General features: G+C 55.1%; 23 protein-coding genes and 1 riboswitch. Of the genes, 18 read left to right on the forward strand and 5 right to left on the reverse strand.

The window, feature by feature from the left end; genetic code table 11:
• The first annotated feature begins 85 nt into the window (after positions 1 to 85).
• Entirely contained in the window at positions 86 to 571 is a 486-nt protein-coding gene (gene slyD / locus K6123_RS05430; RefSeq protein ID WP_221794934.1) for a peptidylprolyl isomerase, read from the forward strand.
• Positions 572 to 845: 274 nt separating this feature from the next.
• Here slyD and K6123_RS05435 read toward each other — a convergent pair whose 3' ends face one another.
• Positions 846 to 1,718 (reverse strand): LEA/WHy family protein, encoded by an 873-nt coding sequence (locus tag K6123_RS05435; RefSeq protein WP_221794936.1) that lies wholly within the window; start codon positions 1,716 to 1,718, stop codon positions 846 to 848.
• 207 nt (positions 1,719 to 1,925) lie between these two features.
• On the opposite strand from K6123_RS05435, the gene K6123_RS05440 reads away from it, so the two are divergent.
• Positions 1,926 to 2,861 carry a LysR family transcriptional regulator gene (locus tag K6123_RS05440; RefSeq protein ID WP_221794938.1) on the forward strand — a complete coding sequence of 312 codons (936 nt, stop codon included), beginning with the start codon at positions 1,926 to 1,928 and terminating at the stop codon, positions 2,859 to 2,861.
• 13 nt (positions 2,862 to 2,874) lie between these two features.
• Here K6123_RS05440 and K6123_RS05445 read toward each other — a convergent pair whose 3' ends face one another.
• Positions 2,875 to 3,804, reverse strand: coding sequence for a D-hexose-6-phosphate mutarotase (locus K6123_RS05445; protein WP_221794940.1), 930 nt, complete (start codon positions 3,802 to 3,804; stop codon positions 2,875 to 2,877).
• 187 nt (positions 3,805 to 3,991) lie between these two features.
• Between K6123_RS05445 and K6123_RS05450 the strand changes: the two genes are divergently transcribed.
• The 4 genes from K6123_RS05450 (at position 3,992) to K6123_RS05465 (ending at position 7,710) form a co-directional block, all read left to right on the forward strand.
• Positions 3,992 to 4,456 (forward strand): GreA/GreB family elongation factor, encoded by a 465-nt coding sequence (locus K6123_RS05450; RefSeq protein WP_221794942.1) that lies wholly within the window; start codon positions 3,992 to 3,994, stop codon positions 4,454 to 4,456.
• Between the two features lie 150 nt (positions 4,457 to 4,606).
• Entirely contained in the window at positions 4,607 to 5,425 is an 819-nt protein-coding gene (locus tag K6123_RS05455; RefSeq protein WP_221794944.1) for a siderophore-interacting protein, read from the forward strand.
• 451 nt (positions 5,426 to 5,876) lie between these two features.
• The gene (locus tag K6123_RS05460; RefSeq protein WP_221794946.1) at positions 5,877 to 6,953 is read left to right on the forward strand and encodes an OmpA family protein; all 1,077 of its coding nucleotides are present in this window, start codon (positions 5,877 to 5,879) and stop codon (positions 6,951 to 6,953) included.
• A 238-nt stretch (positions 6,954 to 7,191) separates the two neighbouring features.
• The gene (locus K6123_RS05465) at positions 7,192 to 7,710 is read left to right on the forward strand and encodes a hypothetical protein (RefSeq protein WP_221794948.1); all 519 of its coding nucleotides are present in this window, start codon (positions 7,192 to 7,194) and stop codon (positions 7,708 to 7,710) included.
• Between the two features lie 10 nt (positions 7,711 to 7,720).
• On the opposite strand, the gene lon is transcribed toward K6123_RS05465, so the two are convergent.
• A complete protein-coding gene (gene lon, locus K6123_RS05470) occupies positions 7,721 to 10,108 on the reverse strand; it encodes an endopeptidase La (RefSeq protein ID WP_221794950.1) in 2,388 nt (795 codons plus the stop codon).
• Positions 10,109 to 10,248: 140 nt separating this feature from the next.
• Between lon and K6123_RS05475 the strand changes: the two genes are divergently transcribed.
• Entirely contained in the window at positions 10,249 to 10,662 is a 414-nt protein-coding gene (locus tag K6123_RS05475) for an energy transducer TonB (RefSeq protein WP_221794952.1), read from the forward strand.
• Positions 10,663 to 10,751: 89 nt separating this feature from the next.
• On the forward strand, positions 10,752 to 12,008 hold the full coding sequence (locus K6123_RS05480; protein ID WP_221794954.1) for a hypothetical protein: 1,257 nt from the start codon (positions 10,752 to 10,754) through the stop codon (positions 12,006 to 12,008).
• 71 nt (positions 12,009 to 12,079) lie between these two features.
• Here the strand turns inward: K6123_RS05480 and K6123_RS05485 are convergent, their stop codons facing one another.
• Positions 12,080 to 12,574 carry a MaoC/PaaZ C-terminal domain-containing protein gene (locus K6123_RS05485; RefSeq protein WP_221794957.1) on the reverse strand — a complete coding sequence of 165 codons (495 nt, stop codon included), beginning with the start codon at positions 12,572 to 12,574 and terminating at the stop codon, positions 12,080 to 12,082.
• Between the two features lie 99 nt (positions 12,575 to 12,673).
• The gene (locus K6123_RS05490) at positions 12,674 to 13,726 is read right to left on the reverse strand and encodes an alpha/beta fold hydrolase (RefSeq protein ID WP_221794959.1); all 1,053 of its coding nucleotides are present in this window, start codon (positions 13,724 to 13,726) and stop codon (positions 12,674 to 12,676) included.
• A gap of 367 nt (positions 13,727 to 14,093) precedes the next feature.
• On the opposite strand from K6123_RS05490, the gene K6123_RS05495 reads away from it, so the two are divergent.
• From K6123_RS05495 to K6123_RS05540, 10 genes are all read left to right on the forward strand, one after another.
• Positions 14,094 to 15,791 carry an AMP-binding protein gene (locus tag K6123_RS05495; RefSeq protein ID WP_221794961.1) on the forward strand — a complete coding sequence of 566 codons (1,698 nt, stop codon included), beginning with the start codon at positions 14,094 to 14,096 and terminating at the stop codon, positions 15,789 to 15,791.
• A gap of 159 nt (positions 15,792 to 15,950) precedes the next feature.
• Positions 15,951 to 16,097: riboswitch (cobalamin riboswitch) on the forward strand.
• Positions 16,098 to 16,197: 100 nt separating this feature from the next.
• A complete protein-coding gene (locus tag K6123_RS05500; RefSeq protein WP_221794963.1) occupies positions 16,198 to 17,016 on the forward strand; it encodes an ABC transporter ATP-binding protein in 819 nt (272 codons plus the stop codon).
• Positions 17,016 to 18,020 carry a FecCD family ABC transporter permease gene (locus K6123_RS05505; protein WP_221794965.1) on the forward strand — a complete coding sequence of 335 codons (1,005 nt, stop codon included), beginning with the start codon at positions 17,016 to 17,018 and terminating at the stop codon, positions 18,018 to 18,020. Before K6123_RS05500 ends, K6123_RS05505 begins: the two co-directional genes overlap by 1 nt.
• 82 nt (positions 18,021 to 18,102) lie before the next feature.
• A complete protein-coding gene (gene cobT, locus K6123_RS05510) occupies positions 18,103 to 19,176 on the forward strand; it encodes a nicotinate-nucleotide--dimethylbenzimidazole phosphoribosyltransferase (protein WP_221794967.1) in 1,074 nt (357 codons plus the stop codon).
• A 10-nt stretch (positions 19,177 to 19,186) separates the two neighbouring features.
• Entirely contained in the window at positions 19,187 to 20,026 is an 840-nt protein-coding gene (cobS, locus tag K6123_RS05515; protein WP_221794969.1) for an adenosylcobinamide-GDP ribazoletransferase, read from the forward strand.
• On the forward strand, positions 20,023 to 20,556 hold the full coding sequence (cobU, locus tag K6123_RS05520; RefSeq protein WP_221794971.1) for a bifunctional adenosylcobinamide kinase/adenosylcobinamide-phosphate guanylyltransferase: 534 nt from the start codon (positions 20,023 to 20,025) through the stop codon (positions 20,554 to 20,556). The genes cobS and cobU overlap by 4 nt, the downstream gene beginning before the upstream one ends.
• A 22-nt stretch (positions 20,557 to 20,578) precedes the next feature.
• Complete coding sequence (locus K6123_RS05525; RefSeq protein ID WP_221794973.1) at positions 20,579 to 21,244, forward strand: histidine phosphatase family protein; 666 nt, start codon at positions 20,579 to 20,581, stop codon at positions 21,242 to 21,244.
• Between the two features lie 26 nt (positions 21,245 to 21,270).
• On the forward strand, positions 21,271 to 22,875 hold the full coding sequence (locus tag K6123_RS05530) for a cobyric acid synthase (RefSeq protein ID WP_221795600.1): 1,605 nt from the start codon (positions 21,271 to 21,273) through the stop codon (positions 22,873 to 22,875).
• Entirely contained in the window at positions 22,872 to 23,501 is a 630-nt protein-coding gene (gene cobO / locus K6123_RS05535; RefSeq protein ID WP_221794974.1) for a cob(I)yrinic acid a,c-diamide adenosyltransferase, read from the forward strand. Before K6123_RS05530 ends, cobO begins: the two co-directional genes overlap by 4 nt.
• Before the next feature lie 59 nt (positions 23,502 to 23,560).
• Positions 23,561 to 24,499 carry a cobalamin-binding protein gene (locus K6123_RS05540; RefSeq protein ID WP_221794976.1) on the forward strand — a complete coding sequence of 313 codons (939 nt, stop codon included), beginning with the start codon at positions 23,561 to 23,563 and terminating at the stop codon, positions 24,497 to 24,499.
• Positions 24,500 to 24,588: the final 89 nt, after the last annotated feature.

Genomic DNA, 24,588 nt, shown 5'->3' on the forward strand with positions numbered 1-24,588 from the left:
CCGGAATGCGGTATCTGATCCGGCTTTTGGTGGCAGCTGACGAGTCAATTTATTCCCCTCGCGGGAACCAAAACGGAAATTTCCTATGACTATTGCCCAACACAAAGTGGTTTCCATCCATTACAAGGTGGTTGATGTTGCATCTGGTGAGACCATCGATTCTTCCGAGGGTGGTGAGCCAATGGTGTACCTGCACGGTGCCCAGAACATCATTCCTGGCCTGGAAGCTGCGCTGGAAGGCAAGCAGGTTGGTGACGAGTTTGAAGTAACTGTTGCAGCTGCCGATGCCTACGGCGACTACAGCGAAGACCGTGTTCAGAAAGTACCTCGTGAAGCTTTCACCGGTGTTGAAGAAATCGAACCAGGCATGGCTTTCACTGCCCAGACTGCACAAGGTCCAATCAACCTGATCGTGACTGAAGTGGAAGAAGAAATGATCACTGTTGATGCCAACCACCCACTGGCTGGCAAGTCTCTGGCATTCAGCGTATCGGTTGCCAGCATCCGTGATGCCAGCGAAGAAGAGCTGGAGCACGGCCATGTTCATGGAGCCGGTGGTCACCACCACTAAGCGATAACAGCGCACCTTGTGGTGTAATGCTGATCGGTTAAGGCACTGAGTGAATATTTCTCGTCATCCTGAGCTTGTCTCAGGATCCATACGGTGGTGAATTTCCCATCGTCGTATGGATTCCAGAGCTCGCAAGCTCGTCTGGAAAGACGTTATTTTCAGCGTTTTCTTCATAACTGACAGGGATTACACCCCTCGATGCCTGTTGTGTTCATGCAAAAGGGCTGCAAATTGGCAGCCCTTTTGTTTTTCTGGCGCAGGGGCAGAGCCCTAATCAGCGATTAAGGGTCTGACTGACGTTGAACTTCAGCGGCTGAGGATTCCAGATGCTGAGATCCGGCTGGTAATCCAGTGCACCAGAGAAGGAAATTTCGGTAGCGGTGCTGCTGGTCAGCAGCGACATCACACTTTTACCCAGCTCGCTGAAACTCAGCTTCAGCGGCAAATCCAGCAGCGCAGTTTTGTTGGCTTGCAGATCGACGGCACCCAGCGCACCGCTGGCCAGCTGGTTGCTGCCAGCGCCCACGTTATAATCCAGTCCGTTTACCTTGATTCCAAAGCTGTTGGGGTTGTCGATATTCAGCTTCAGCCGCAAGGTCGCACCGCTCCAGCCAATATCTTCCAGATTGACGGTTTGCAGGCTCAGTTTTGGCATCTGCGGAATTGGCAAGCTGCCCTGATAGTTGGCTGGCAAACTGACCCGGCCTGCCACTGGCAAGTCGGTAAAAACGTCGGCATCGATGGCGTAAGCGACTTCGTTCTGGCCCTTGCTGGCCTGATACACCTGATAGAGATCGGCAAACCTGAAGGTGACCGGCAGTTCGGTGAGGGTTTCGCCATTGGCTTTCAATGTCAGGCTGCTGTCCGGTTGTTCAACGGCGGCCAGTTGATTACCGCTGACCAGCAGTTTCATCGCCAGGCCACTCATTGGAATGGCGATGGCATTGGGGTTATTGATGGCCAGTTTGACCTTCAGGGTGACGTCATCCAGCGACATATCAGAGATCGAAACACCGGCAACCCGGGCGGTTGGTTTGGCGTCCTGCAGCTTTTGTTCAAGACTGGCACAGCCGCCCAGCAGCAAGCTGGTGGCCGCCATCAGAGTCGCTAACGACCGGCCAGACAAAAAAGATCTTGATGAAATCATCACAGGCTCCCTGAATGTGAATGTGGTGCATGAATCAGAACTGGGGCAGTGTACCGAATATTTGGCGGCCGACTGTGAATCGGTTGTGACTTCTGCGGAGTATTTGTCAGACAATCACTCTCGGGAATGTTTTTGTTTTTCAATATTGAGTTGGTGAATATATCTTTTGCTGCGACAATAGCGCATTGCAAAAATGATGGATAACCGATGAATCTCGATCGAATTGACCTCAACCTGCTGGTCTATCTGGATGTGCTGTTGCGTGAAGGCAGTGTCACCCGTGCTGCCCAGCAGTTGGGGATTACCCAACCGGCGATGTCGAACGGTTTGCGCCGCCTGCGTGATCTGTTTAATGATCCGCTGCTGGTGCGTACCTCGGAAGGTATGACAGCCACTGAACGGGCTCAGGAATTACAACCGGTTATTCGCAAGGCGCTGGGTGAGCTGGAAGCGGCACTGCAGCCACTGGAAGAATTTGATGCCCAGAGCAGCCACCGGGTTTTCCGCCTGATGGTGAGTGATTACGCAGAATCGACGTTGATCCCCGAACTGGTTAAACGACTGCGGGAAGTGGCTCCGAACGTTATTCTGGACGTACTGACACCGTCTGACGTGACCTTCAAGGATGTCGAAGCAGGCAAGGTCGATATGGCTATCAACCGCTTTGACGATATGCCGCAATCCTTCCACCAGATGACGCTGTGGCAGGATGATTTTGTCTGTCTGGTGAATCCCGATCACCCACTGGCCGGTGAGTTTGACCTTGAAGCCTATGTGGCCAGCAATCATATCTGGGTATCCAAAACCGGCATGGGCGCTGGTGTGGGGATCGACCCTGACAAGGTTATCCGGCTGGGCTGGGTTGATAACGCGCTGTCGAAGCTGGGTTACAAGCGCAAGATTTCGGTTTTCACCCGCCATTACCAGATGCCGGCGCTGCTGGCTCACAACAACGATTTGGTCGCCACCTTGCCACGCAAGGTGGCCGACATGCAGGCAGCATCGGCTGACTTGTTGGTGAAAAACCCGCCATTCCCGATTCCTCCATTTGAACTGAAAATGGCCTGGTCACCATTGCTGCAACACCATCAGGCCCACCGCTGGCTGCGGCGGGTGATTGTGGACGTAGCACAGTACTGCTGAGTGTTGCTGGCTGTCAGCCTCGTGCGAGGCTGACAGCCAGGGTGTGACTCTGGCCGGGGGCCAGATGCACCCAGTCATCTGCTGCATTGGCGGTTTCAATACACAACATATGATGCCAGCTGTGGTCCGGGAACTGGCTCAGGCGGCGTGCTTTCTCAACCCCCGGATTCCATACCACTGTGCTCTCACTGCCTTCGGCAACCAGGCTGCGGCGACTGTCTGGCGTTACCAGCATCAAACGATTGTTGCTGTTGAGATAAATTCTGTCGGTTTCGCCGTCAAAACGGACGGTGCCAGACTGGCTCATACGTTGCCAGCCAACCAGCGTGTCGATATAGCCAGCGCCGGATAAGCCTTCAATATGACTGTTGTGAATGCTGGCCGTCGGCAGATAGGTGTGCAGCGCCTGGGTGAAGGCGAGGGCGGTGGAGCCGGTGTTGGTGGTGGTCAGGCGAATCTGCAGACTGTCGCCGCGCAGGATGAAATGCACCCGTGGCTCAGCCTGACCATGCCAGACTGACTGGCGGTGGTTGACCCGCTCCAGCACAAACGTCAGCTCGACCTGATCGACGGCTTCTTGCAACTCTTCCAGCATCCAGTTGGCGGTGCGGGCAAAGCCGTGGGCGGGCAGTGGCTGGTCGTGGGCCATCAGCGCCTGTACATCGGCCGGGTTGCGATCAGCATTGCCAAACCAGGGCCAGCAAATCGGTACGCCGCCACGGAGCGAATTGCCTTTCTTGTATTCGGCGGTCGGGCTGAGCCACAACCAGTCCTGATCAGCCTCCGGAATAAACGACACCAGCTGGGCACCTTGTGGCAACACACGCGCACTGAAGGCCGGATGACGAATGTCGATACAGAGCAACTCATCAACCTGTCGCAACCGGCAGAAGGCGCTGATGGACAAACGGCTGGAAAGGGTTTTGATTTGTTGCGATTGCATGAGGTAATTTCCGTTTTGGGCTGACCAGAAAAATGTCCATTTATCCGCTGCGGATGTGATAACACAAACTGCTGCGGTAACAGGCCGGTTGATCAGTGCCGCTCACGGCGGTTATGGCCGGCTTGTGGTTGGTGGTTCGGGTGGCTATGGGTTAGCTCCGGTAGATAGTACCGTACAGGATTCTGAAGTGAACAAAATACAACTTAAGCTGGAGTTGTTGGCCAGTTGTGATCGCGATATCGAGGCTGCGCTGGCCGCTGCCCGCACGGCTCATGAAAGTGCTTCCCACGAAGATAATCAGCCGGAAAACAAATACGATACCCTGGCGCTGGAGGCGGCTTATCTGGCCCATGGCCAGTCGGAGCGGATTCTGCAACTGCAGCAGGAAAAGATTCGTCTGGGGCGCTGGGAGCCCTTGGCGTTTGATGACAGCAGCCCGATTGCCCTAGGAGCACTGGTGACGCTGGAATACGAGGATGAGCAGCGTCTGGTGTGGATTACCCCCGGCGGTGGTCGCCAGTTAATGCAGGATGGTCAGCTCGTTCAGCTGGTGTCTGCGGCTACCCCGCTGGCGCTGGCCTTGATCGGCAAGGAGCTGGACGACGAGGTTGTGATGGCTGGCAAAAGCTGGCTGATTACCGCGATTGTCTGATACTCGTTCGCTGTCATCGTAGTCAGACCTGACAAGAATAGCTTTTATAAATAGCTGTTATCGGCAAATAAATTAACGATAAGTATTATTATCTGGGTTCTGGCCGTCATAATGTCGGCTGGATCCGCAATTACCTCCGCAGGAGTTTTTATGTCTCGCCCGCAACCCAGAGAATTGACCGTTGTTTCAATACAACGATTAACCCCGAATATGCAGCGTGTTGTGCTGGGGGGAGAGGCTCTGCATGATTTCCCGGCCGACAGCAAAAGTGGTTATGTAAAATTACAGTTTCAGTCTGATGGCAGTGCGCTGACAGCAGAACAGCAAAATCCGGACGTTCGCCCGATTGTGCGCAGTTATACCGTGCGGGAAATTGATGTTGCCGCTCGCCAGTTGACCCTCGATATGATGCTGCACGGCAGTGAAGAACATGGCCAGGGTCCAGGTGCTGGCTGGGCATTACAGGCGCAGGTGGGCGATTGCATTATGGTTGGTGGTCCTGGACCAACCAAACTGATTCCACAGCCAGCTGATTTTTATTTCCTGACCGGTGATATGACGGCCTTGCCGGCCATTGTGGCTAACCTGGAGCTGTTACCTGCAGAGGCAGAGGGCGTCGCTATTATTGAGATTGCCAGTGCGGAAGATCAGCAGGATGTACGGGCACCAGCGGGTATCCAGATCCAGTGGGTTGTTGCGGAAGCTATCCCGCAGGCAGATGACTACCAGCCGCTGGCTGATCAATCCGCCTACATCAACGCAGTGCGCCAACAGCCATGGCCAGCGGGCAAGGTGGCTGTCTGGGCAGCCAGCGAGTTCCACAAGATGCGTTCCTTGCGTCAGTACTTCCGTAACGAACGGGGCGTGGTGGCGGCGGATATTTACATCAGCAGCTACTGGAAACTGGATCGCACGGACGAACAGCACAAGGCTGACAAACGGCAGGATGAAGAAGCCAGTCAGGCGTAAATTATGCGTACGGCCACAATCATTCTGGTTGTGGTCGATCTACTGACAGATTTATCCCTCCAATGTGATGCGCCCAACTCCTGGTCCAGGTGCCTGCTAAAAGCCATTGATACCGGCATGAATATATTGCTGTGCTATTTGTTAATAAATAATGGACTGGCTTGTAAAAATGATGATGGGGTATCGGCTGTGCGGCAGGGTGAATTATCTGTTCGATCAATACAGAAAATTACCATTTCAGAATATATCTGACGTATTTTGTGTGGGAATATTTTGACCAAGAGTCAGCTTCGCGAGGAAGTAGAAGCATTATTTTGTGACTTTACCCATTTTTTCGACAAAATAAGCCCCAGGCTTTTAAGAATGTTTGAATTGGCTATACAAGTGTCATGAACTTGCACTTGAATATATGTCTGATTTCGAGAGTTTCGGTAAATACAAGGAGATACCCATGACTTTCAAACCTCTGGCAATTGCGGTTGCCTTCGCAGCAGCTGCGTCAGCGCATGCTGATCAGGGTTCTACCTACATCACAGTGGGTGGTGGATATGCAGATAACGAGATTTTTGATGACTTCCGCCTCGACAACGGATCGCATATCAATAATTCCTGGACCAATGAACTGTCGCTGGGCTATTACTTCCTGCCGGCTCTGGCTGGTGAAGTTTCGCTGACGCTGCCATCTCCATTCCAGGGCGATAAGAAACCTGAGATTACCCAATATCAGCTGAAAGGCTTGTACTTCTTTGGTGAAAATGCCCTCAAGCCCTATTTGACGGCTGGCTATGGCCTGGAAAAATTCGAAGTGCCGCAAAACAATCGCTTCGACGAAGAGACGCATGTATTCACTTATGGTCTGGGTCTGCAGTACCACTTTACCGAAAGCTGGTTTGGCCGTGCTGAATACCACATCGATGAAATGACCGATGAAAGCAACGAACACGGTGTTGCTATGCTGGAAGTGGGCTATCTGTTTGGTGCCAGCAAGCCAGCCAAACCTGTGGTGAAGGAAGAACCGAAGCCGGTTGTTATGCCTGCTTTGGTGAAAGAACCTGAGCCGGTGGTTGAAGAAGTGGTGGAAGTCGTGGTTGAGCCACTCGACAGCGACAACGATGGTGTGATCGACGACAATGACGCGTGTCCAAATACCGTTGCCGGTGCTTCGGTCGATGCCAAGGGCTGTTCCGTGTTTGATGGCAAGCTGGAAGGCGTCAACTTTGAATCCGGCAGCGCCCGCCTGACCGCTGAAGCCCGTGGTATTCTCGACGACGCGGCGTCTGAAGTGGCCAAATTCCCGAACCTGAAGGTGGAAATTGCTGCCTACACCGATAGCCAGGGTTCTGCTGCGTTCAACCAGCGTCTGAGTCAGTCTCGTGCGGATTCCGTACGTAATTACCTGATTGGCAAGGGCATCTCTGGTGATCAGCTGACAGCTGTTGGTTATGGTGAAGACAACCCAATTGCCACCAACGAAACAGCGGCAGGCCGTGCTACCAACCGTCGTGTTGAATTCGTAGTACAACAGTAAGCGTTTGATTACGAGCGGCTCAGGCTGCCGATCATTGATAGCCTGAAACGGGGAGCCTGGTGCTCCCCGTTTTTTTATGGGCAGGTTGTAACACTGACCTGATACCTTGGTCTTGCTACCTGAATTGGCGAATACGGGACAATCGGCCTATAGTCGATTGACGCTCACTGACGATGGCGTGCATTCTCATGCCGCCCTTGCTGGCTGCTAATAACAATAACAACAAACTGGAGTTGCAATGACTGAAGGGTCATACACCAACACTTCAGCCGACCTCTGGCTGCTGGAACAGATACAGTTTTGTTTACAACACAACCTCAATGCTTCACTGCAAACCAACCCCTGCATGGAGTGGGTAATTGCCGGTAAAAGTGGCCGTTACCTCACCCGTGACATTCCCGAATGTGTTTCCCGTAACTATGGTTTTTCGAGCAGTTTTCGTCATCGCAACCTGGCTGATGATGATGAACTGGTGCAGCAGTGCGTCCTGCTGGGAGAGCCGGTAGCGGAACTCTTGTGGATGACGGCTTGGCAAGCCTGCAGTAAACCGCTGGAAGGACTGGGTGACAGCGCCGGACGGTTATTGATTATGCCACCGGATGCCTTGCTGGAGCGCTATCCGGGCTTGCAGCCGATGGTTGATCTGATGCGTCGCCAACCGATGGCTGCTGCCGAACTGGCTCGAAAGACCGCCGTGCCTGAAAGCATTGCCCGGCGTTTTGTCGAGTCCGCCCGCTGTGCGGGCGCACTGGCCTGAAAGGCGACCTCTAGTCGCCAAATACTACCTTGAACACATCCTTGTACTGACGGGCAAAATGCACCGTCATGCCTTCACGGATGTGTTCTGGCAGCTCCTCATAGTCGGCGCGGTTGGCGTCCGGCAGAATCACTTCCATAATTTTTGAACGCCGCGCGGCGATGACCTTTTCGCGAATACCACCCACCGGCAGCACCTGGCCAGTCAACGTCAGTTCGCCAGTCATTGCCAGTGACCGGTTGATGCTGCGATTCAGCATCAGTGACATCAGCGCGGTGGTCATGGTGACACCGGCGCTGGGGCCGTCTTTGGGGGTCGCACCTTCCGGTACGTGCAAGTGCACAAAACGGTCGTTGAAGAAGCTGCCATCACCGCCGTATTTGGCGGCGTTGGCACTGGTATAGCTCCAGGCTATCTCGGCCGATTCTTTCATGACATCACCCAGCTTGCCGGTCAGTTTGAAACCACGACCCTGCTGATGCACAACCGTTGCTTCGATGGGCAAGGTGGCGCCGCCCATTGACGTCCAGGCCAGCCCTGTCACCACTCCGGTACCACGGAAAATTTTCTCAGGCCGGAATACCGGTGCGCCGAGATATTCCTGCAGGTCTTTAGCAGTTACCGAGATTTTTTGCTCCGGGTCGGCCAGTAGCTTAACCACTGCCTTGCGGGCGATTTTCTGCAGCAGCTTTTCCAGCTTGCGGACGCCGGATTCGCGGGCATAACCCTCGATAATCTGCCGCAGCGTCGGATCGGAAATCTTCAGCTGGGATTTTTTCAGACCATGGCGTTCCAGCACGCGAGGCCACAAATGCGTCTTGGCAATCGCCATCTTTTCCTCGGCGATGTAGCCGGACAACCGGATCATATCCATGCGGTCGAGCAGTGGGCCGGGAATGGTGTCGAGCTGGTTGGCGGTACAGATAAACAGCACTTTCGACAGGTCGATACGCAGATCCAGATAGTGGTCGAGGAATTCGCGGTTCTGTTCCGGGTCCAGTACTTCCAGCAGTGCTGATGCCGGATCGCCCTGATAGGACGAGCCCATTTTGTCTATTTCATCCAGCATGATAACCGGGTTGGCGACTTCAACGTCTTTTAATGCCTGAACCAGCTTGCCGGGCATGGCGCCGATGTAGGTACGGCGGTGACCCTTGATTTCCGCTTCGTCGCGCATGCCGCCAACACTGAAACGATAGAACTTGCGGCCCAGGGCATCGGCAATGGAACGGCCGATCGAGGTTTTACCGACGCCGGGAGGGCCAACCAGAAGCATGATGGAGCCACTGATTTCTTTCTTGAAGCTGCCAACGGCGAGAAACTCCAGAATCCGCTCCTTGACGTCATCCAGTCCGGCGTGGTGCTTGTCGAGTGTCTGGTGAGCCTCAGCCAGATCGAAGCTGTCCTCTGAGTATTTGTCCCAGGGCACGCTGGTGGCCCAGTCGAGGTAGTTACGGGTGACGCTGAATTCCGGCGAGCCCATTTCCAGCATGCTGAATTTGTGCAGCTCTTCGTCGATGCGTTTGCGTACGGGTTCTGGAATCTGCTGACCTTCGAGGCGTTGCTCGAACTCCTCGATTTCGGCGGTTTTATCGTCTTTCGAAATGCCCAGTTCTTTCTGGATGGTTTTCAGCTGTTCCTTGAGGAAAAACTCGCGTTGATGCTTGCTGAGCTTGTCGTTGACGGAATCGTTGATTTCAACTTGCAGCTTGGCGACTTCGACTTCCTTGCGCAGCAGCACCAGTACCCGTTCCATACGGGTCTGGATTGGCAGGGTTTCCAGTACTTCTTGCAGTACTTCCGGTTCAGCGGTGGTGATGGCGGCGCCAAAGTCGGTTAACGGACCCGGGTCATTGGGGCTGAAGCGGTTGAGATAATGCTTCAGTTCCTCACTGTAGAGTGGGTTGATGGTCACCAGCTCCTTGATGGCATTAATGATTGCCATGGCGTAGGCGCGGGTTTCGTCGTTGAATTCAACCTGGGTCGACGGATAGTGCACCCGGGCAGCCAGTGGTGAATCTGTGGTGATCCAGTCGAGTACCCGGAAACGGCGGACGCCACGGGCAATAAACTGGATACGTTCTTCGTCCATGGTAATGCGGTGTACCCGTACCACACAGCCAATCAGCGGCAGTTCGTCGGCATCGATATGGCCTTCGGCCGCCTGCAGATCTTCGGTCCAGATCAGCCCCAGCAGTTTGTGTTCGGTTTTGGCGATGCGCTTGAAGGTTGCTTCCCAGTGCTTGCGTGGAACTACCACCGGCTGTACCTGGGCCGGAAAGAAAGGGCGGCCTGCGACCGGCAGGATATTGAGGCGGTCTGGCAGGATTTCGTCTGCCAACGCGATACTGTTATCGGTATCGTCACGACTGATGAATTCGTGGTCTGTGTTCGACATATCATTTTCCTTTTGCCAATTACCGGAAAATGTTGGGGGTCGCGGCGATATTTCAAGTGTGAGCTGTTGAAGGTCTTTGATAGCATCGCCAAAGCGGCCGTAAATGGTCGATAAAAAACCGAAAAGACAGGGGTTGGAAAATGAAATTGATGGCGGCCCGTATACCGATGTTGCTGGCCACAATGCTGCTGGTTATCACCACTGGCTGCACTACCACCACGGTAACGGCACGTTCCGGCTTTGATGTACCACAAACCTCATCGCAGTTGCGCGGCAATGCCCGTTGGCTGGGCGAAGGTAATATCAAACCGTCCATGAGTGTGGCGCCGGAATATTCCCGTGAGCTGATCAATGGCGGCGAAGAAGGTGAGGTCAGGTTGGAAGTGCAGGTCTTGCCAACCGGACAGGTGGCGCTGGTCAAGTTGCTCGACACGACCAACAAGAAGCTGGTGGATTCAGCCACCCGTGGCATTCGTGGTGTCTTGTATGACCCCGTGTTGAAAGGCCAGAACTTCGTAATCAAGGCGGTTTACCGCATTCAGAGGCCGAACTAGTGGTACCGCAACAGGGATGTGGCCAGCGGTTGCTGGCAGTCTTCAGTGTTTGGGCAAGGCAGGCGGGCAGAATCACGGCAGGCTCGTTGATGTTGCCCGTCTGGCTGCTGGCAGTGCTGAGTCAGTCTGCGGTCAGTCAAACGACCGAAGACGACTTTCAGCAGTTGCAGCGCTTATTGGCCAATGGAACAGCCATTCAGCATCAGCCAGGACTGATTGCACTGGCAGCAGCCTTGCAAAAACAACCGCAACTCTCTACCCAGCAGCAGGCCTGGTTGCAGTTGGTGCACTTGCAACAGCTGCTGCAACAGGGGTCAGTGGCGGCCTTGAGCCAGTCAGATGAAGTCTTGCGACAGTTTCCACTGACGGAGCTGCCAACAGCTGAACTGCAACAACACTTTGTTCTGGCTCGTATGCAGTGGTTGTTGCTGGGTCTGCAGCTGGGGCTCAAGCCGGATCTGGTGGCGTTTGTGTTGATTGATGCCACTGACCAGTTGGCGGAGCTTCGGCAACCGCTGTCGGTCGCTGTTGCCGAGCTGTTGGATGCCTGCCGTTTTGCGCTCGCCAGTCAACTCTGGCAAAGCGGCGATGGTGAGCTGGCTGCGCGCCTGCTGAAGGGAATCCGGCTTGAATCGCCATTCTGGGCCGCTGGTCAGATGCTGGACTTTTGGTACTTTGATGATCAGTTTAACGACGGCCAGATGAACAACTGGCTGGCCCATGTCGAAGTGGCTGCCCGTCCGCGTTCAACTCCACTGGGCTTTACTGAGCTGGAATCCCTGCGGCTGGCGGTCGCGCTGGCACAGCAGGCCGGCTTTTCGAATATCTCCCGTCATCTGACCCTCACTGCTCTGACAGATATTCATCGGCATCAGCAGTTGCTGGTGGAATGGCAGGCGTCGGTGTCCTATGCCGGGATGTTTGGCGTCTGGCAACAATTGCAGCAACTGCCGTTGGCAACCGCAAGCAGGCCGGTTTCGGCAGCGCTGTTCGGATGCGAGGGCGTTATGAATTGCCAGCCGCTGCTGCTTGATTATGTCTGGGATTTCCTGAATCAACCTGACAGCCGTTCGGCCTGGCAAAATCTGTTTGCTGCCCAGCAGTTGCGGTTGCAGCTTTTACAGCTACGACCAGTCGATGGTCAGCTGGGGGATTCTGACGGGGTGGAGGCTGCACAGCTACGGGGTGATCTGGCTTGGTTACAGGATCTCAGTGAGCAACAGCTGGCAGACTCTGCATTGGATATGAAGGCGGCCTTGCAGCGCTCTCTTAAAGAGGAAAACCAGCGTCTCGACCGTTATGCCGACACGCTGGGTGGGCTGTTGCTGGCGAATCGCCAGAATTAATCAACACGGGGCGCTTTGCTGGTTGAGAACGCCGCTTGCGCCAGCGCCCCTCTCTGGCAGTCGAGCGTCGTTTATTCGGCGTCGTATGCGTGGTTGCCAACCTGAATGCTTGGCAGTTCAGCCAGGTTGATGGTCAGTTTTTCTGAGGGTGCAATCACGGTTGCTTCACCGGTCACCACCGCCTTGCCATTCTGATTGGTGATGGTGGTTTCAAAGATCACTTCGTTTTTCTTGCCGAGTTTTTCTTTCACCGTCAGGGTAATGGTGATGGTGTCACCAATAAAAATCGGCCGTTTGAACTGCACGTTCTGGCCCATGTAAATCGTGCCGGGTCCTGGCATTTCCATCGCAAAGGCGGCAGAAATCAGCGCACCGGAGTACATACCGTGGGCAATCTGTTTGCCGAACGGCGTGGTGGCGGCATAGGCGGCATCCAGGTGTAGCGGGTTGTGGTCGCCGGACACTGCCGCAAACATGCGCAGGTCATCTTCCGTGATGGTGTGGACGCGTGTACAGCTATCACCGACGTTCAATTCGTCATAGGTGTGATTGGTGATGGTCGTCATGGGGTCTCTCCTTAAGGTATGTGAAGCGGTGACAATATCCGAAGGCGCGAATGATACTGTGAAAATGCGGCAGTTATAGTACTTTCGCGCGGGTTTTGATCATGCTGGTCTGGACGCATGTCCAGAAGCCGCAGGCCTTGTTCTTGTCACTGGTTGTTGGCCTGCCTGGCGGCTGCTGCCTCGCAGTTGCAGGTCGAGCCAGTGACTGATGTCGTTGATGACTTCTTCGGCGTTGGTTTCATGCAGAAGTTCATGGCGGGCGCCGGGATACAACAAGGTGGTGGTGTTGTCGTGGCCGGAACGCAACAGCGCCAGTTCCAGCGTGCGTAATGATTGGCCGTAGTCAGATACCGGATCTTCGTCGCCGGAAACCAGCAGAATCGGTAACTCCGGACGTAAATCCTTGAGTGGCGTTTCGGTGGCCAGATAACTGAGGCCATGAAACAGGCATTGCCAGAACGCCGGACTGCAATCAAAACCACAGTTGCCATCGTTGAGGTAATCAGTTACTTGCTGGTCGCAACGACTGAGCCAGTTCCAGTTTGACCAGGCATTGTCGATATGGGCGTTATAGTTTCCGAACGCCAGTGATGACAGTAAGCGGGAAGGCTGGTCGTAACGAATCAGATGGCCGATGACACCGGCAACGGCGCCACCGAGTCGATACAACCAGCCGGACTGCAGGCTGCTGCCGGATAAAATCAGGCCTTGTAAATCCGGACTCCGCAAAGCCACACAAAGCGCCAGCCATGAACCCATTGAATGACCGAACAGCAGGTTTGGACAACTGACAGGCAAACGAGCCTGTGCCTGTTGTTGTACCAGCCAGGCGTCTTCCACCAAATTCCACCAGCCGCTGCCGGGTTTGCCTGGTTGGCCGTCCGGAACAGCGATACCCGCGCGAGCAAAGCGCGGCAGATAGCCGTGTGGTAAATGTTCGCCATGACCAGAGTGATTATGAATCACCACGGCATGGCCCTGATTTACCAGCGTTTCAATAAAGGACTCGTAACGACCGCGATGCTCGGCCATGCCATGCAGAATCTGGATCAGACTGCGGGCAGGCATGTTGTGTGGCTGGTAGAGCCAGGCCGTAAAAGCCTGGCCGTCGGCCTTTTCGATACTGATTGGTTGCGGCGTCCGTGAATGCATATGAAAGTCGTCCCTGTGCAAATGCCTTTAGGGGCATCTATTGCAATCCAGTGCTCTCACAAAGCAGTGCGGGATTAAACAGATGCCCCTTTACTCAAAAGTGGCTGATGCAGGACAGTTTGTCGAGGCTGTGTGGCAGGATTGCTACTGAATAAGCTTGAGTTGGGCTAAATTTGGTGTTCTTGTGCAGGTTTTGGAAATGCACTTTTGCCAGTTATTTTATAAAGCGTTAAACTTCTGCTTCCTGGCAAGCCTGACCTGTTAACATTGCGTCAAACAGACGGCCGGAATGATTTCGGCATACAAACAGGTTGGGCAGGCACACCCAATAAGAATAAGCATCCTCCGGATGCAAAGAGGACAACGTATGAACGAACAGTTTTTCCAGGATCGCTATCCGAAAAACTATCCGGGCACCATTGATGCGGACAAATACAGCTCTGTTATTGATCTGTTCGATCGCTTCGTAAAACGCTTTGATCAACGTCCGGCGTTCCTGTGTCTGGATCAGCAGCTGACGTTTGGCGAGCTGGACCGTCTCAGTGGTCAGTTTGCCAGTTATTTGCAGCACGACCTGCAATTGCAGCCGGGCGACCGGCTGGCGATTCAGTTGCCCAATATCCTGCAATATCCGGTAGTGATTTTTGGGGCCATGCGAGCCGGCCTGATCGTGGTGAATACCAACCCGCTGTATACCGAACGGGAAATGGAACACCAGTTCAATGACTCCGGTGTCAAGGCACTGGTGGTGTTGGCGAACATGGCCAGCAAGGCAGAAAAAGTGGTACCCAGAACCGGTATCAAACATGTCATCGTCACCGAAATTGGTGACATGCATCCGTTCCTGAAGCGCCACCTGATCAATGCGGTACTGAAGTACGTCAAAAAACAGGTGCCTGCCTACCACATCGCCGGTTCCATATCCCTGCGGGACGCGCTCAGCAAAGGCGCTGCACAGCCTTACCGTAAAGTCGAACTGCAAAATGACGATGTGGCGGTGCTGCAATATACCGGTGGTACGACCGGCGTCGCCAAGGGCGCGATGCTGACCCACCGCAATCTGATCGCCAACATGCTGCAATGTCATGGTCTTTTTGCCATGGCGCTGAAAGAGGGGGTTGAAACGGCTGTTGCGCCGTTGCCGCTGTACCACATCTATGCCTTTACCGTGCACTGTATGGTGTTGCTGGAAACCGGTAACTGCTCGCTGCTGATTCCTAACCCACGAGATATCCCCGGCTTTATCAAGACCCTGCAGAACAACCGTTTCACGGCATTTGTGGGTTTGAATACCCTGTTTGTGGCCTTGTGTAATAACCCGGATTTCCGCGCCCTCGACTTCAGTGGTCTGAAACTGACTATTTCGGGTGGCATGGCGCTGACTTCAGGTGCCGCGAAGCTCTGGAACGAAGTGACGGGTACCGACATTGCTGAAGGTTACGGTATGACCGAGACCTCACCGGTGGTGTCTTTCAACCCGCCCGGCCATATCCAGCTTGGCACCATAGGTATGCCGGTTGCGAGCACAGTCTGCAAAACGGTCGATGCCGATGGTAACGACTTGCCGATTGGCGAGCCGGGCGAGTTGTGCGTCAAAGGCCCACAGGTCATGAAAGGCTACTGGAAACGTGAAGCCGCCACGGATGAATCCTTCCTGCCGGATGCCAGCGGCCAGCCAGCCCGGGAATGGTTGCGCACCGGTGACATTGCGGTGATTCAGGACGATGGCTATATGCGTATTGTTGATCGCAAAAAAGACATGATCATCGTCTCTGGCTTTAACGTTTATCCCAACGAAGTGGAAGATGTGATTGCCCTGCATCCGGCGGTCACTGAAGTGGCTGCGATTGGTGTACCGGATCTGAAAAGCTCGGAAGCGGTGAAAGTGTTTGTGGTTGCCAAAGGCGATGTCAACGAGGCTGATATTCGGGCCTGGTGCAAGGAGCGTCTGACCGCCTACAAGATTCCCAAGCATGTGGAATTCCGTTCCGAACTGCCAAAAACCAACGTAGGCAAGATTCTGCGGCGTGAACTGCGGGATGAGGAAAAAGCCAAACAGGCTTGAGTGGTTATCACATTGCAGGGTCCCGTATGCCGGGACCCTGCGGTGAGATATTCGCTGCGGCTGTATTTAGGGTCGCCAATTGGCAGCATGCGGCTGCCAAATCCACGTCAAACTGACGATCCCACCATCTCTCCATCGAAACCCGGCCAGCGAGCTGGTATAGTCGCGCCTCTTTCAGGTGTTAGCAGCCTCGGCGGCTAGCTTAAATGGGAATCCGGTGAAACTCCGGGACTGTACCCGCAACTGTAACGGCCAGCCTCTGCTGTTGGGCCGAAGTCAGATACCAGCCTGTGACTATTCGATTAATGTTCGTGCGGGGACACACGAACCATCACTCGTTTACCAGTCTGTCTGCTGAACGCAAAGGGTGGCTCTTTCCCCGTACCGGTTTGGCAGGCGTGTCTTGATGAAATCGGCTGACGGTTTACACCTCAACAATCTCTCCGCCAGGGTTGCAAATACCCGGGTGCTGGACGACGTCTGTCTGCAACTGCCGCGCGGCCGTGTGCTGGGGATTCTGGGCCCTAATGGCGCAGGCAAAACCACGCTTTTGCGGGCGATTGCCGGACTCAGCGGACGTGAGTTTCAGCTGGCTGGCGAGTGTCGCTGGGAGGGGTTGGAAACCGCTCGCATGACCTTGCAACAGCGCGCCCGCCAGATCGCGCTGGTGAAACAACTCAATGATCCCGTCTTTGAATTAACCCTCTATCAGGTTGTCCGCATGGGCTTGCTGCCGCATCAGCCACTGTTGGCGCTGCCGGATGCGGTTGACGATCACGAAGTCAGCAAATCGCTCAAGCGGGTCGGCCTGCTCGATAAATCACAACAAGCCTTTGCAACCCTGTCCGGCGGTGAGCAGCAGCGTGGTCTGATTGCCAGAGCGCTGGTGCAGCGCGCGCAATTGTTGTTACTGGATGAACCGGTTAATCATCTGGATGTGTTTTACCAACACGAAATTCTGGGGCTGTTACGCCAGCTGGCGGTCGAAACCGGGCTGACCATTGTGATGAGCCTGCACGATCTCAATCTGGCAGCCTTCTACTGTGACGACCTGTTGATTCTGCAAAATGGCCAGCAGCAGGCCAGTGGCCCGGTGGCCGAGGTGTTACAGCAGGAGCTGTTGCAACAGGTGTTCGGTTTGCCTTGTATCGTGCGTCATGAGAATCACGGTGTGCGGGTCGATTTTTGTCCGTCTCATACTGGCTGGCAGCGGGAGGGCAACTGATGCTGGTGGCCAATCTTCGCCTGCGCTGGACGGTACTGCTGCTGTTTGCGGTGCTGTCGCCGTTATTGTCACTGGGATTTGGTTCAGCACAGTTGAGCCCGGTGACCATTGCCAGTTGCCTGTTTGATCAATGCCCGACGGCGATGGATCAGCTGATCTTTTTTGAACTGCGGTTGCCACGCATTCTGGCCGCCTTGCTGGTTGGTGGCGGTCTGGCAATCGCTGGTAACAGTCTGCAAACCGTCACACGCAATGGTCTGGCCGACCCCTATCTGTTTGGCGTCGTTGCGGGTGCTGGTCTGGGCGCAGCGCTGGTCAGCGTTTTGCCGCAGACCATGAGCTGGCTGCCGGACAACGCTGCCTTGCCAACGGCTGCGTTTGTGGGCGCCAGCTTGTCGGTATTTATTGTTCATGGTCTGGCCATGAGTGCCTGGGCCCGCAGCCCGGAGCAGCTGTTGCTGGCCGGTATTGCCATCTCACTGATGCTGTCTGCCGCCACTCATATGGTGCTGTATCTGGGTGAACCCTTCGCCGCCAATAAAGTGATGTTCTGGTTAATGGGATCAATCAGCCGCATCGAAGTCTGGCAGTTGTGGCTGTTATTGCTGCCGGTGCTGCTGGTTGCGGTTGTCAGCTGGCTGTTGGGGCGTCGCTTTGATGCCTTGTTGATGGGTGATGACACGGCCACCTCGCTAGGAGTGCCGGTTGCCCGTATGCGGCTGTTGGGTTTACTGATGTGTGCGCTATTGACGGCCGTGGTGGTGTCGCAATGTGGCGGTATTGGTTTTGTTGGCTTGATGATTCCCCACATCGTTCGGCGCTGGTTTGGCGTAACGACCCGCACTGTGGTGGTGGGGTGTTTGCTGATGGGCGGCGGTTTTCTGGTGTGGGCGGATACCCTGGCGCGGTCGCTGGCCAGTGATCAGGAGATCCCGATCGGCATTATTACCTCTGCCATTGGCAGTGTGTTTTTTCTGTTACTGATGCGCACCCGCCGCTGGTAACCACGATGACTTTTAACGGTTCCTTTCCAAAAGGCTCTTTTAAAAATGGCTCATTGAGCCTGATCTTTCAGGAAATTTTGTTGTGATATATGACTTCCCCGTCTACGAAATAAAAACGCTGGATGACAACTGTCGCAAGCTGGCGCAGCAGCGTATCGACAACAAAACCAAGCCGCCCGGTTCGCTTGGCAAGCTGGAAGGTCTGGCAGCCCTTCTTGCCCAGATGCAGGCTGAGGTGGCGTGCCAGCCGCCGCAAGCCATCCAGATCAAACAGCCGACCATGCTGGTATTCGCTGCAGATCATGGCATTGCCCGCCAGCCCGTCAGTATTGCGCCGCAGGCAGTTACCGGCCAGATGGTGCTCAACTATCTGAATAATGGCGCAGCGATTAACTGCTTTTGTGCCAGCAATGATATGGCGCTGGAAATCGTTGATATGGGCATGGTTGAGCCCGTCGCAGATGTCAGTGGCAAGCTGGTCAGTGCTCGTGCCGGAGCGGGAACCGAAGACTTTTCGGTACAACCGGCAATGACTTTTGAGCAGCTGCTGGCAGCGCTCGAAAGCGGCAATCAGATTGCCAGAAAGCATATCCGCAACGGCAGTAACCTGCTGGCCTTCGGCGAAATGGGCATCGGCAATACCACCAGTGCTGCGGCCTTGCTGGTATTGCTGGAAGATCTGTCGGTGGTGCAAGCTGTCGGGCGGGGCACCGGAATCAGTGACGAACAGCTGCAATTAAAAACCGATCTGGTACGCCAGGCGGTGGAACGGGTGCGCGCTACACATCGGGTAGTGTCGTCACAGGTCGCCATGATGGAAGTGGGTGGTTTTGAAATTGTTGCCATGGTTGGTGCCATGCTGACGGCGGCTGAACGTGGCTGCAGTATTCTGGTCGATGGCTTTATCGTCAGCATTGCCGCCTTGCTGGCGGTGCGAATCGAGCCGTCGAGCCGCGACTATATGATCTTTGCCCATCGCTCGGCTGAACTGGCGCACGAGCTGACCTTGCGGGCACTGGCAGCTGATCCCTTGCTGGATCTCGGCCTGCGTCTGGGTGAGGGAACCGGTGCGGCACTGGCGTTGCCGCTGCTGCGATGTGCCTGTGCTTTCTATAACGACATGGCCACCTTTGAAAGCGCCGGTGTTACGGTTTAAGGGCCAGGGTTTGAACGCGATATTGAGTAAACAGCTTAACCGCGTACGGCTGGCTCTGAGTTTTACCACTCGCTTGCCCGTTGGCCAGCAGCTCGATTACAGCCCGACAGAAATGCACGCCGCGCTGGTCTATTTCCCGTTAGCCGGGCTGTTGCTGGCGAGCTTACTGAGCCTGCTGTTCTTGCTCGCACAGCCGCTGGCGGGCATTGAAGTAACCGCCGTGCTGCTGCTGATTGCCAGCTTGCTGATGACCGGCGCCTTGCACGAAGACGGTCTGGCGGACAGCTTTGACGGCTTCTACGGCGGCTTTGAGACGCAGCGCAAACTGGAAATCATGAAGGACAGTCGTATTGGTACCTACGGCAGCGCCGCGCTGCTGCTGGCGCTGCTGCTCAAACTGATGTTGCTGATCCAGTTGGCGCAACAACAGCTGCTGATTCCGGCGCTGTTGATTGGCTATTCGTTATCGCGGGCATTGGCGGTCACGCATGCGCAGGATCTGCCTTATGTCTCGGCACCGGGTAAAAGCAAAAGTGATCCGCTGGCCAAACCACTGTCGTTGCCGTTGCTGGCCTGTCTGTTGGGGTTCGGATTGTCCGGGCTGCTGGTCGCGATGATCGGCTGGTCATTACCTGTGGTGGTTGCACTAGTGGTGCTGGTCGCCGTGGTTGCGGTGCGCTGGTGTCTTAAACACTGGATGCACAAGCATATTCAGGGTTTTACCGGCGACTGTCTGGGGGCCGCCCAGCAGTTTCAGGAGTTGTGGATTTACATCGTGTTGCTGGCGGTTGCCAACCTTGGCTACTGGCTTCCAGTCGTTACAGAACTGCCGTCAGGGGTGGCTGGATGATTCATCTTATTATTGGCGGAGCCCGTTCAGGCAAGTCGTCATTTGCCCTGCAGCAAGCCAATCAACGCGCTGCTGTGCTGGGTTATCACAAGCAGTTTGTCGCAACGGCAACACCGTTTGATGCCGAGATGCAGGCGCGCATTGAGCGCCATCAACAGGAGCGTGGAGCCGATTGGTCGTTGGCCGAAGTGCCCTTGCAACTGGCCGAACACCTGGTCACTGCCAACGCAGGTTCGGTCTTGCTGATCGACTGCCTGACGCTGTGGCTCAACAATCGGCTTTACCTCTGGCCCGACGCTGACTTCGAACAGCTGTCCGATCCGCTGTTGTCAGCACTGGCCAGCTGCCCGGCCGATGTGCTCTTGATTGCCAATGAAGTTGGGCTGGGGGTGATTCCGATGGGCGAGGAAACCCGCCGTTTTGTTGATTATGCCGGTTGGCTCAATCAAGCGGTGGCGCGGCTGGCTGATCAGGTCACATTGGTCAGTGCCGGTTTACCACTGGTGTTAAAACCGATGGCTCATCAATGACTCTTAGCTGAGAGTGACTGCAATGACGGATACCCGTATTGATCTGATCCGCCATGGCCGTGTGGATGGCCCGGCGGCCATGTATGGCAGTACCGATGTGCCCCTGCATGCTGACGGCTGGTTGCAATTGCAGCAGGCCGCGACATCGGTGGAATTGCCAGACTTGCTGATCAGCTCGCCGAAACAGCGCTGCCTGCATTTTGCCCGGCAGTTTGCCGAACAACAGCAGTTGCCGTTGCAGGTGCTGGATGATCTGCGCGAATACGATTTTGGCGACTGGGACGGCATTCCTTTCAGTCAGCTGTTTGGCGATCCGCAGGATAACCCGGCTGGCTGGCAACGCTTGCAGCGGTTCTCCGAACAACCGGCACTGTATCCGGTACCTGGCGGCGAGACGATCGATCAGGTGTACGAACGAGTGACCCGCGTCTTTCAGCAGCTACAACAGCAGCATCAGGGCAAGCACATTATGGTGTTTTGTCATGGGGCTGTAATTCGGCTGATTTTGGCCAGTTTGTTGCCGGTCGACTGGCGCAGTGGTGACTGGTTTTCACGCTTGTCGATTGCTTATGGCAGCCGCAGCCGGATTCGTATTCCCCAGCATCCGTATGCCTTTGCGCAAGTGGAGTGTATTGGCAGCTTGCCGCCGGACGTGGTTCATATGGCGCACCCGGAGGGGAATTCGTGAATACCAAAGAGACAGGCACTTCTGCGATGGCGGTGGAAAAGCCGCTCACCTTAATGGTGCAGGGCACCACGTCCGACGCTGGCAAAAGCCTGCTGGTGGCCGGATTGTGCCGCTGTTTTAACAATATCGGAGTGCGGGTAGCACCGTTCAAACCGCAGAACATGGCGCTTAACAGTGCGGTGACTCCGGAAGGCGGCGAGATTGGTCGTGCCCAGGCGTTGCAGGCCAAAGCCGCCCGCGTTATTCCCCATACGGATATGAATCCGGTGCTGCTGAAGCCCAGTTCAGATATCGGTGCCCAGGTGATTATTCAGGGCAAGGCCATTACCGACATGGACGCGGCGGTTTATCACGACTACAAAACCGTGGCGATGAAAGCTGTGCTGGAAAGCCATCAACGATTGCAGCAGCAGTATCCGCTGGTGGTGGTGGAAGGTGCCGGCAGCCCGGCGGAAATCAATCTGCGCGACCGGGACATCGCCAACATGGGGTTTGCCGAAGCGGTTGATTGTCCGGTCATAATTGTTGCGGATATTGATCGGGGCGGCGTGTTTGCTCAACTGGTTGGTACGCTGGAGCTGCTGTCGCCGTCTGAACAGCAGCGGGTCGTGGGGTTTGTTATCAACAAATTCCGTGGCGATATCAAACTGCTGGAACCTGGGCTGGACTGGCTCACCGAGCGTACCGGCAAGCCGATATTGGGGGTGTTGCCGTATTTGCACAATCTCAGCGCGGCTGCCGAAGACGCCATCGACGTGCAGCAGAAGCGTGACGAAAACGATATTCGCCTGCGTATCAAGGTGCCGGTGTTTTCCCGTATCAGCAATCATACCGACTTCGACATGTTGCGCGAGCATCCGCAGCTGGACCTTCAGTTCGTTGGGCCAGGCCAGTCACTGGCGGATGCCGACCTGATTATATTGCCCGGCAGCAAGAATGTGCGGGCCGATCTGGCCATGCTGCATAACACCGGCTGGGCGGATCAACTGGCCCGCCATCTGCGTTATGGCGGCAAGGTGTTGGGCATTTGTGGTGGCTATCAGATGTTAGGGCAGTGGATTCATGACCCGGATGGTATCGAAGATCAACCGGGCAGCAGTGCCGGTCTGGGGTATTTACCCATCACCACAACCCTGTTCCCGGACAAGGAGCTGATCAACAGCGAGGGTGTGCTGCTGGGCGAAAACGACGACCGGACAGTCGTTAGTGGTTACCAGATCCATGCCGGGCGCACCGAATACACCTTGCCGGATGGTGAGTTTCAGCCGTTTGCCCGACTGCACGAAAGCCAACAGGCAAATCCGAAAAATGCCAGCCATACCAGCATTGACGGCTGTTACAGTGCTGATAATCAGGTCGCTGGCAGTTATTTGCATGGGCTGTTTGATACCCCGCAGGCGTTGCAGCAAATTCTCCGCTGGGCTGGTGCTGACACCCGCCAACTGGCGACTTATGACCAGCAACAGGAAGACGCTCTCGACCGTATCGCCGACGCCTGTCAGCAACATCTGGATTGGCCGACACTGATTTCCGCCGTTACTGGGTTTTCCGGCGTTGCTGGGTTTTCCGCCGTTACTGGTCTTGACCAGGAATTTCTTTCCAACTCTTCAACTCAGGAGGGCCGCGCGTGAGCGACAAGCCATTGAATACCGATCAATCGACGCTAGATATCAACGCTGAACACAAAGCCAAAATGCAGCAGCAACAGGCTATTGTCCGTGAACGTATCAAGGCGGCGCGGGAAAATCGCGGCACCCTGATCGTGATAACCGGTCATGGCAAGGGTAAATCCACCTCCGGTTTTGGCACTATTACCCGGGCGCTGGGGTATGACTACAAAACCGCCGTGGTGCAGTTTGTGAAAGGCAACTGGCCTTGCGGCGAGCGTGATTTGCTGAAAAAGCTGGGCGTGCCATTTCATGTGATGGGCACCGGGTTTACCTGGGATACCCAGGATCGCGAAAAGGACATTGCCGCTGCCAAACTGGCATGGCAAGCCAGCAAGGAATTTCTGGCCGATCCAGATATTCATGTGCTGCTGCTGGATGAGCTGACCTACATGCTGTCGTACGAATATCTGGATCTCGACGAAGTGCTGGAAGCATTGGCCAATCGGCCGAAAAACATGACAGTAGTCGTGACCGGTCGGGATGCCCATCCGCGCCTGGTCGAACTGGCGGATACCGTCAGTGAAGTTCAACCCGTCAAACATGCGTTCGAGGCCGGTATCAAGGCCCGTAAGGGCGTCGATTGGTGAGCCGATTGGTGAATTGGGTGGTGAGTCGGGTAGTGAGTCGAGTGATGAATCGGGCAGTGGTGAAAAGATCCCGGTTTGAGTCTGCGTCGAAAGCCCTGTCTGTGGGCTTGATGCTGTTGGTGCTGGCAGGCGTACTGGTCAAATCAGCCCAGGCTGATGAAGCGCTCGACGCGAAAGCCCAGCAACAGCTGGTCGAACAGATCACCGCCTTGCCAGCAGAGCAACGTCAGCAGCTGAAAATTGTTGCACTGGCTCCGCATATTGTTGAGTTGCTCTACAGCATTGGTGCTGGTAACCAGATTATCGCTACCACTGAATACTCGGATTTCCCCGAAGCTGCAAACCAGATCCCGCGGGTAGGTTCCTATGCCGGTTTGCAGGTGGAAAAAATTCTGCAAATGCAGCCAGATCTGGTGATTGGCTGGAAAACCGGTAATCCGGAAGCCGACTTGCAGCGATTGGCCAAGTTTGGTGTGAAAGTGGTGTATTCGGACGTTGAAAAGCTGGTGGACGTTGCACGTGAGCTGCGGTTTTTTGGTCAGCTGACCGGCCGGGAACAACAGGCCGGGCTGCGGGCCGGGGCTTATGAAACCCGCCTGGGGCGGCTGCAGTTGCAATACCAGCTAAAGTCAACCGTACGAGTGTTCTATGAACTCTGGTCGCGGCCATTGACGACGGTGGCGGGCAATGCCTGGCCACAGCAGCAGTTGCATTTGTGTGGCGGAGCCAACCCATTCGCCAAACTGGATCGCGATTATCCTCAGATCAGTCTCGAACAGGTGATACTGAGCGATCCGGAGTTGATTATTCAGCCCAACCATAATGGCCGGGACAATACCGATGCGATCAACTGGCAACATTGGCCGCAGCTGAGGGCGGTCGCCAATCATCATATCCTCAAGCAGAATGCCGATCAGACCCATCGCATGACCGAACGGGTGTTACCAGCGATTCAGCAACTCTGTGAAACCATTGACCAGGTGCGTCAGCAACGCTGACGTCAGACTGGTAAAAGACCTTTTCGTGTCGCAGCAATACAATTCTGCGACACCAAAACAGGTTACCCTGCGGGACGATATCTGATGGC

This window comes from Oceanobacter mangrovi, assembly GCF_019740315.1.
Classification (GTDB): Bacteria; Pseudomonadota; Gammaproteobacteria; order Pseudomonadales; family Oceanobacteraceae; genus Oceanobacter; species Oceanobacter mangrovi.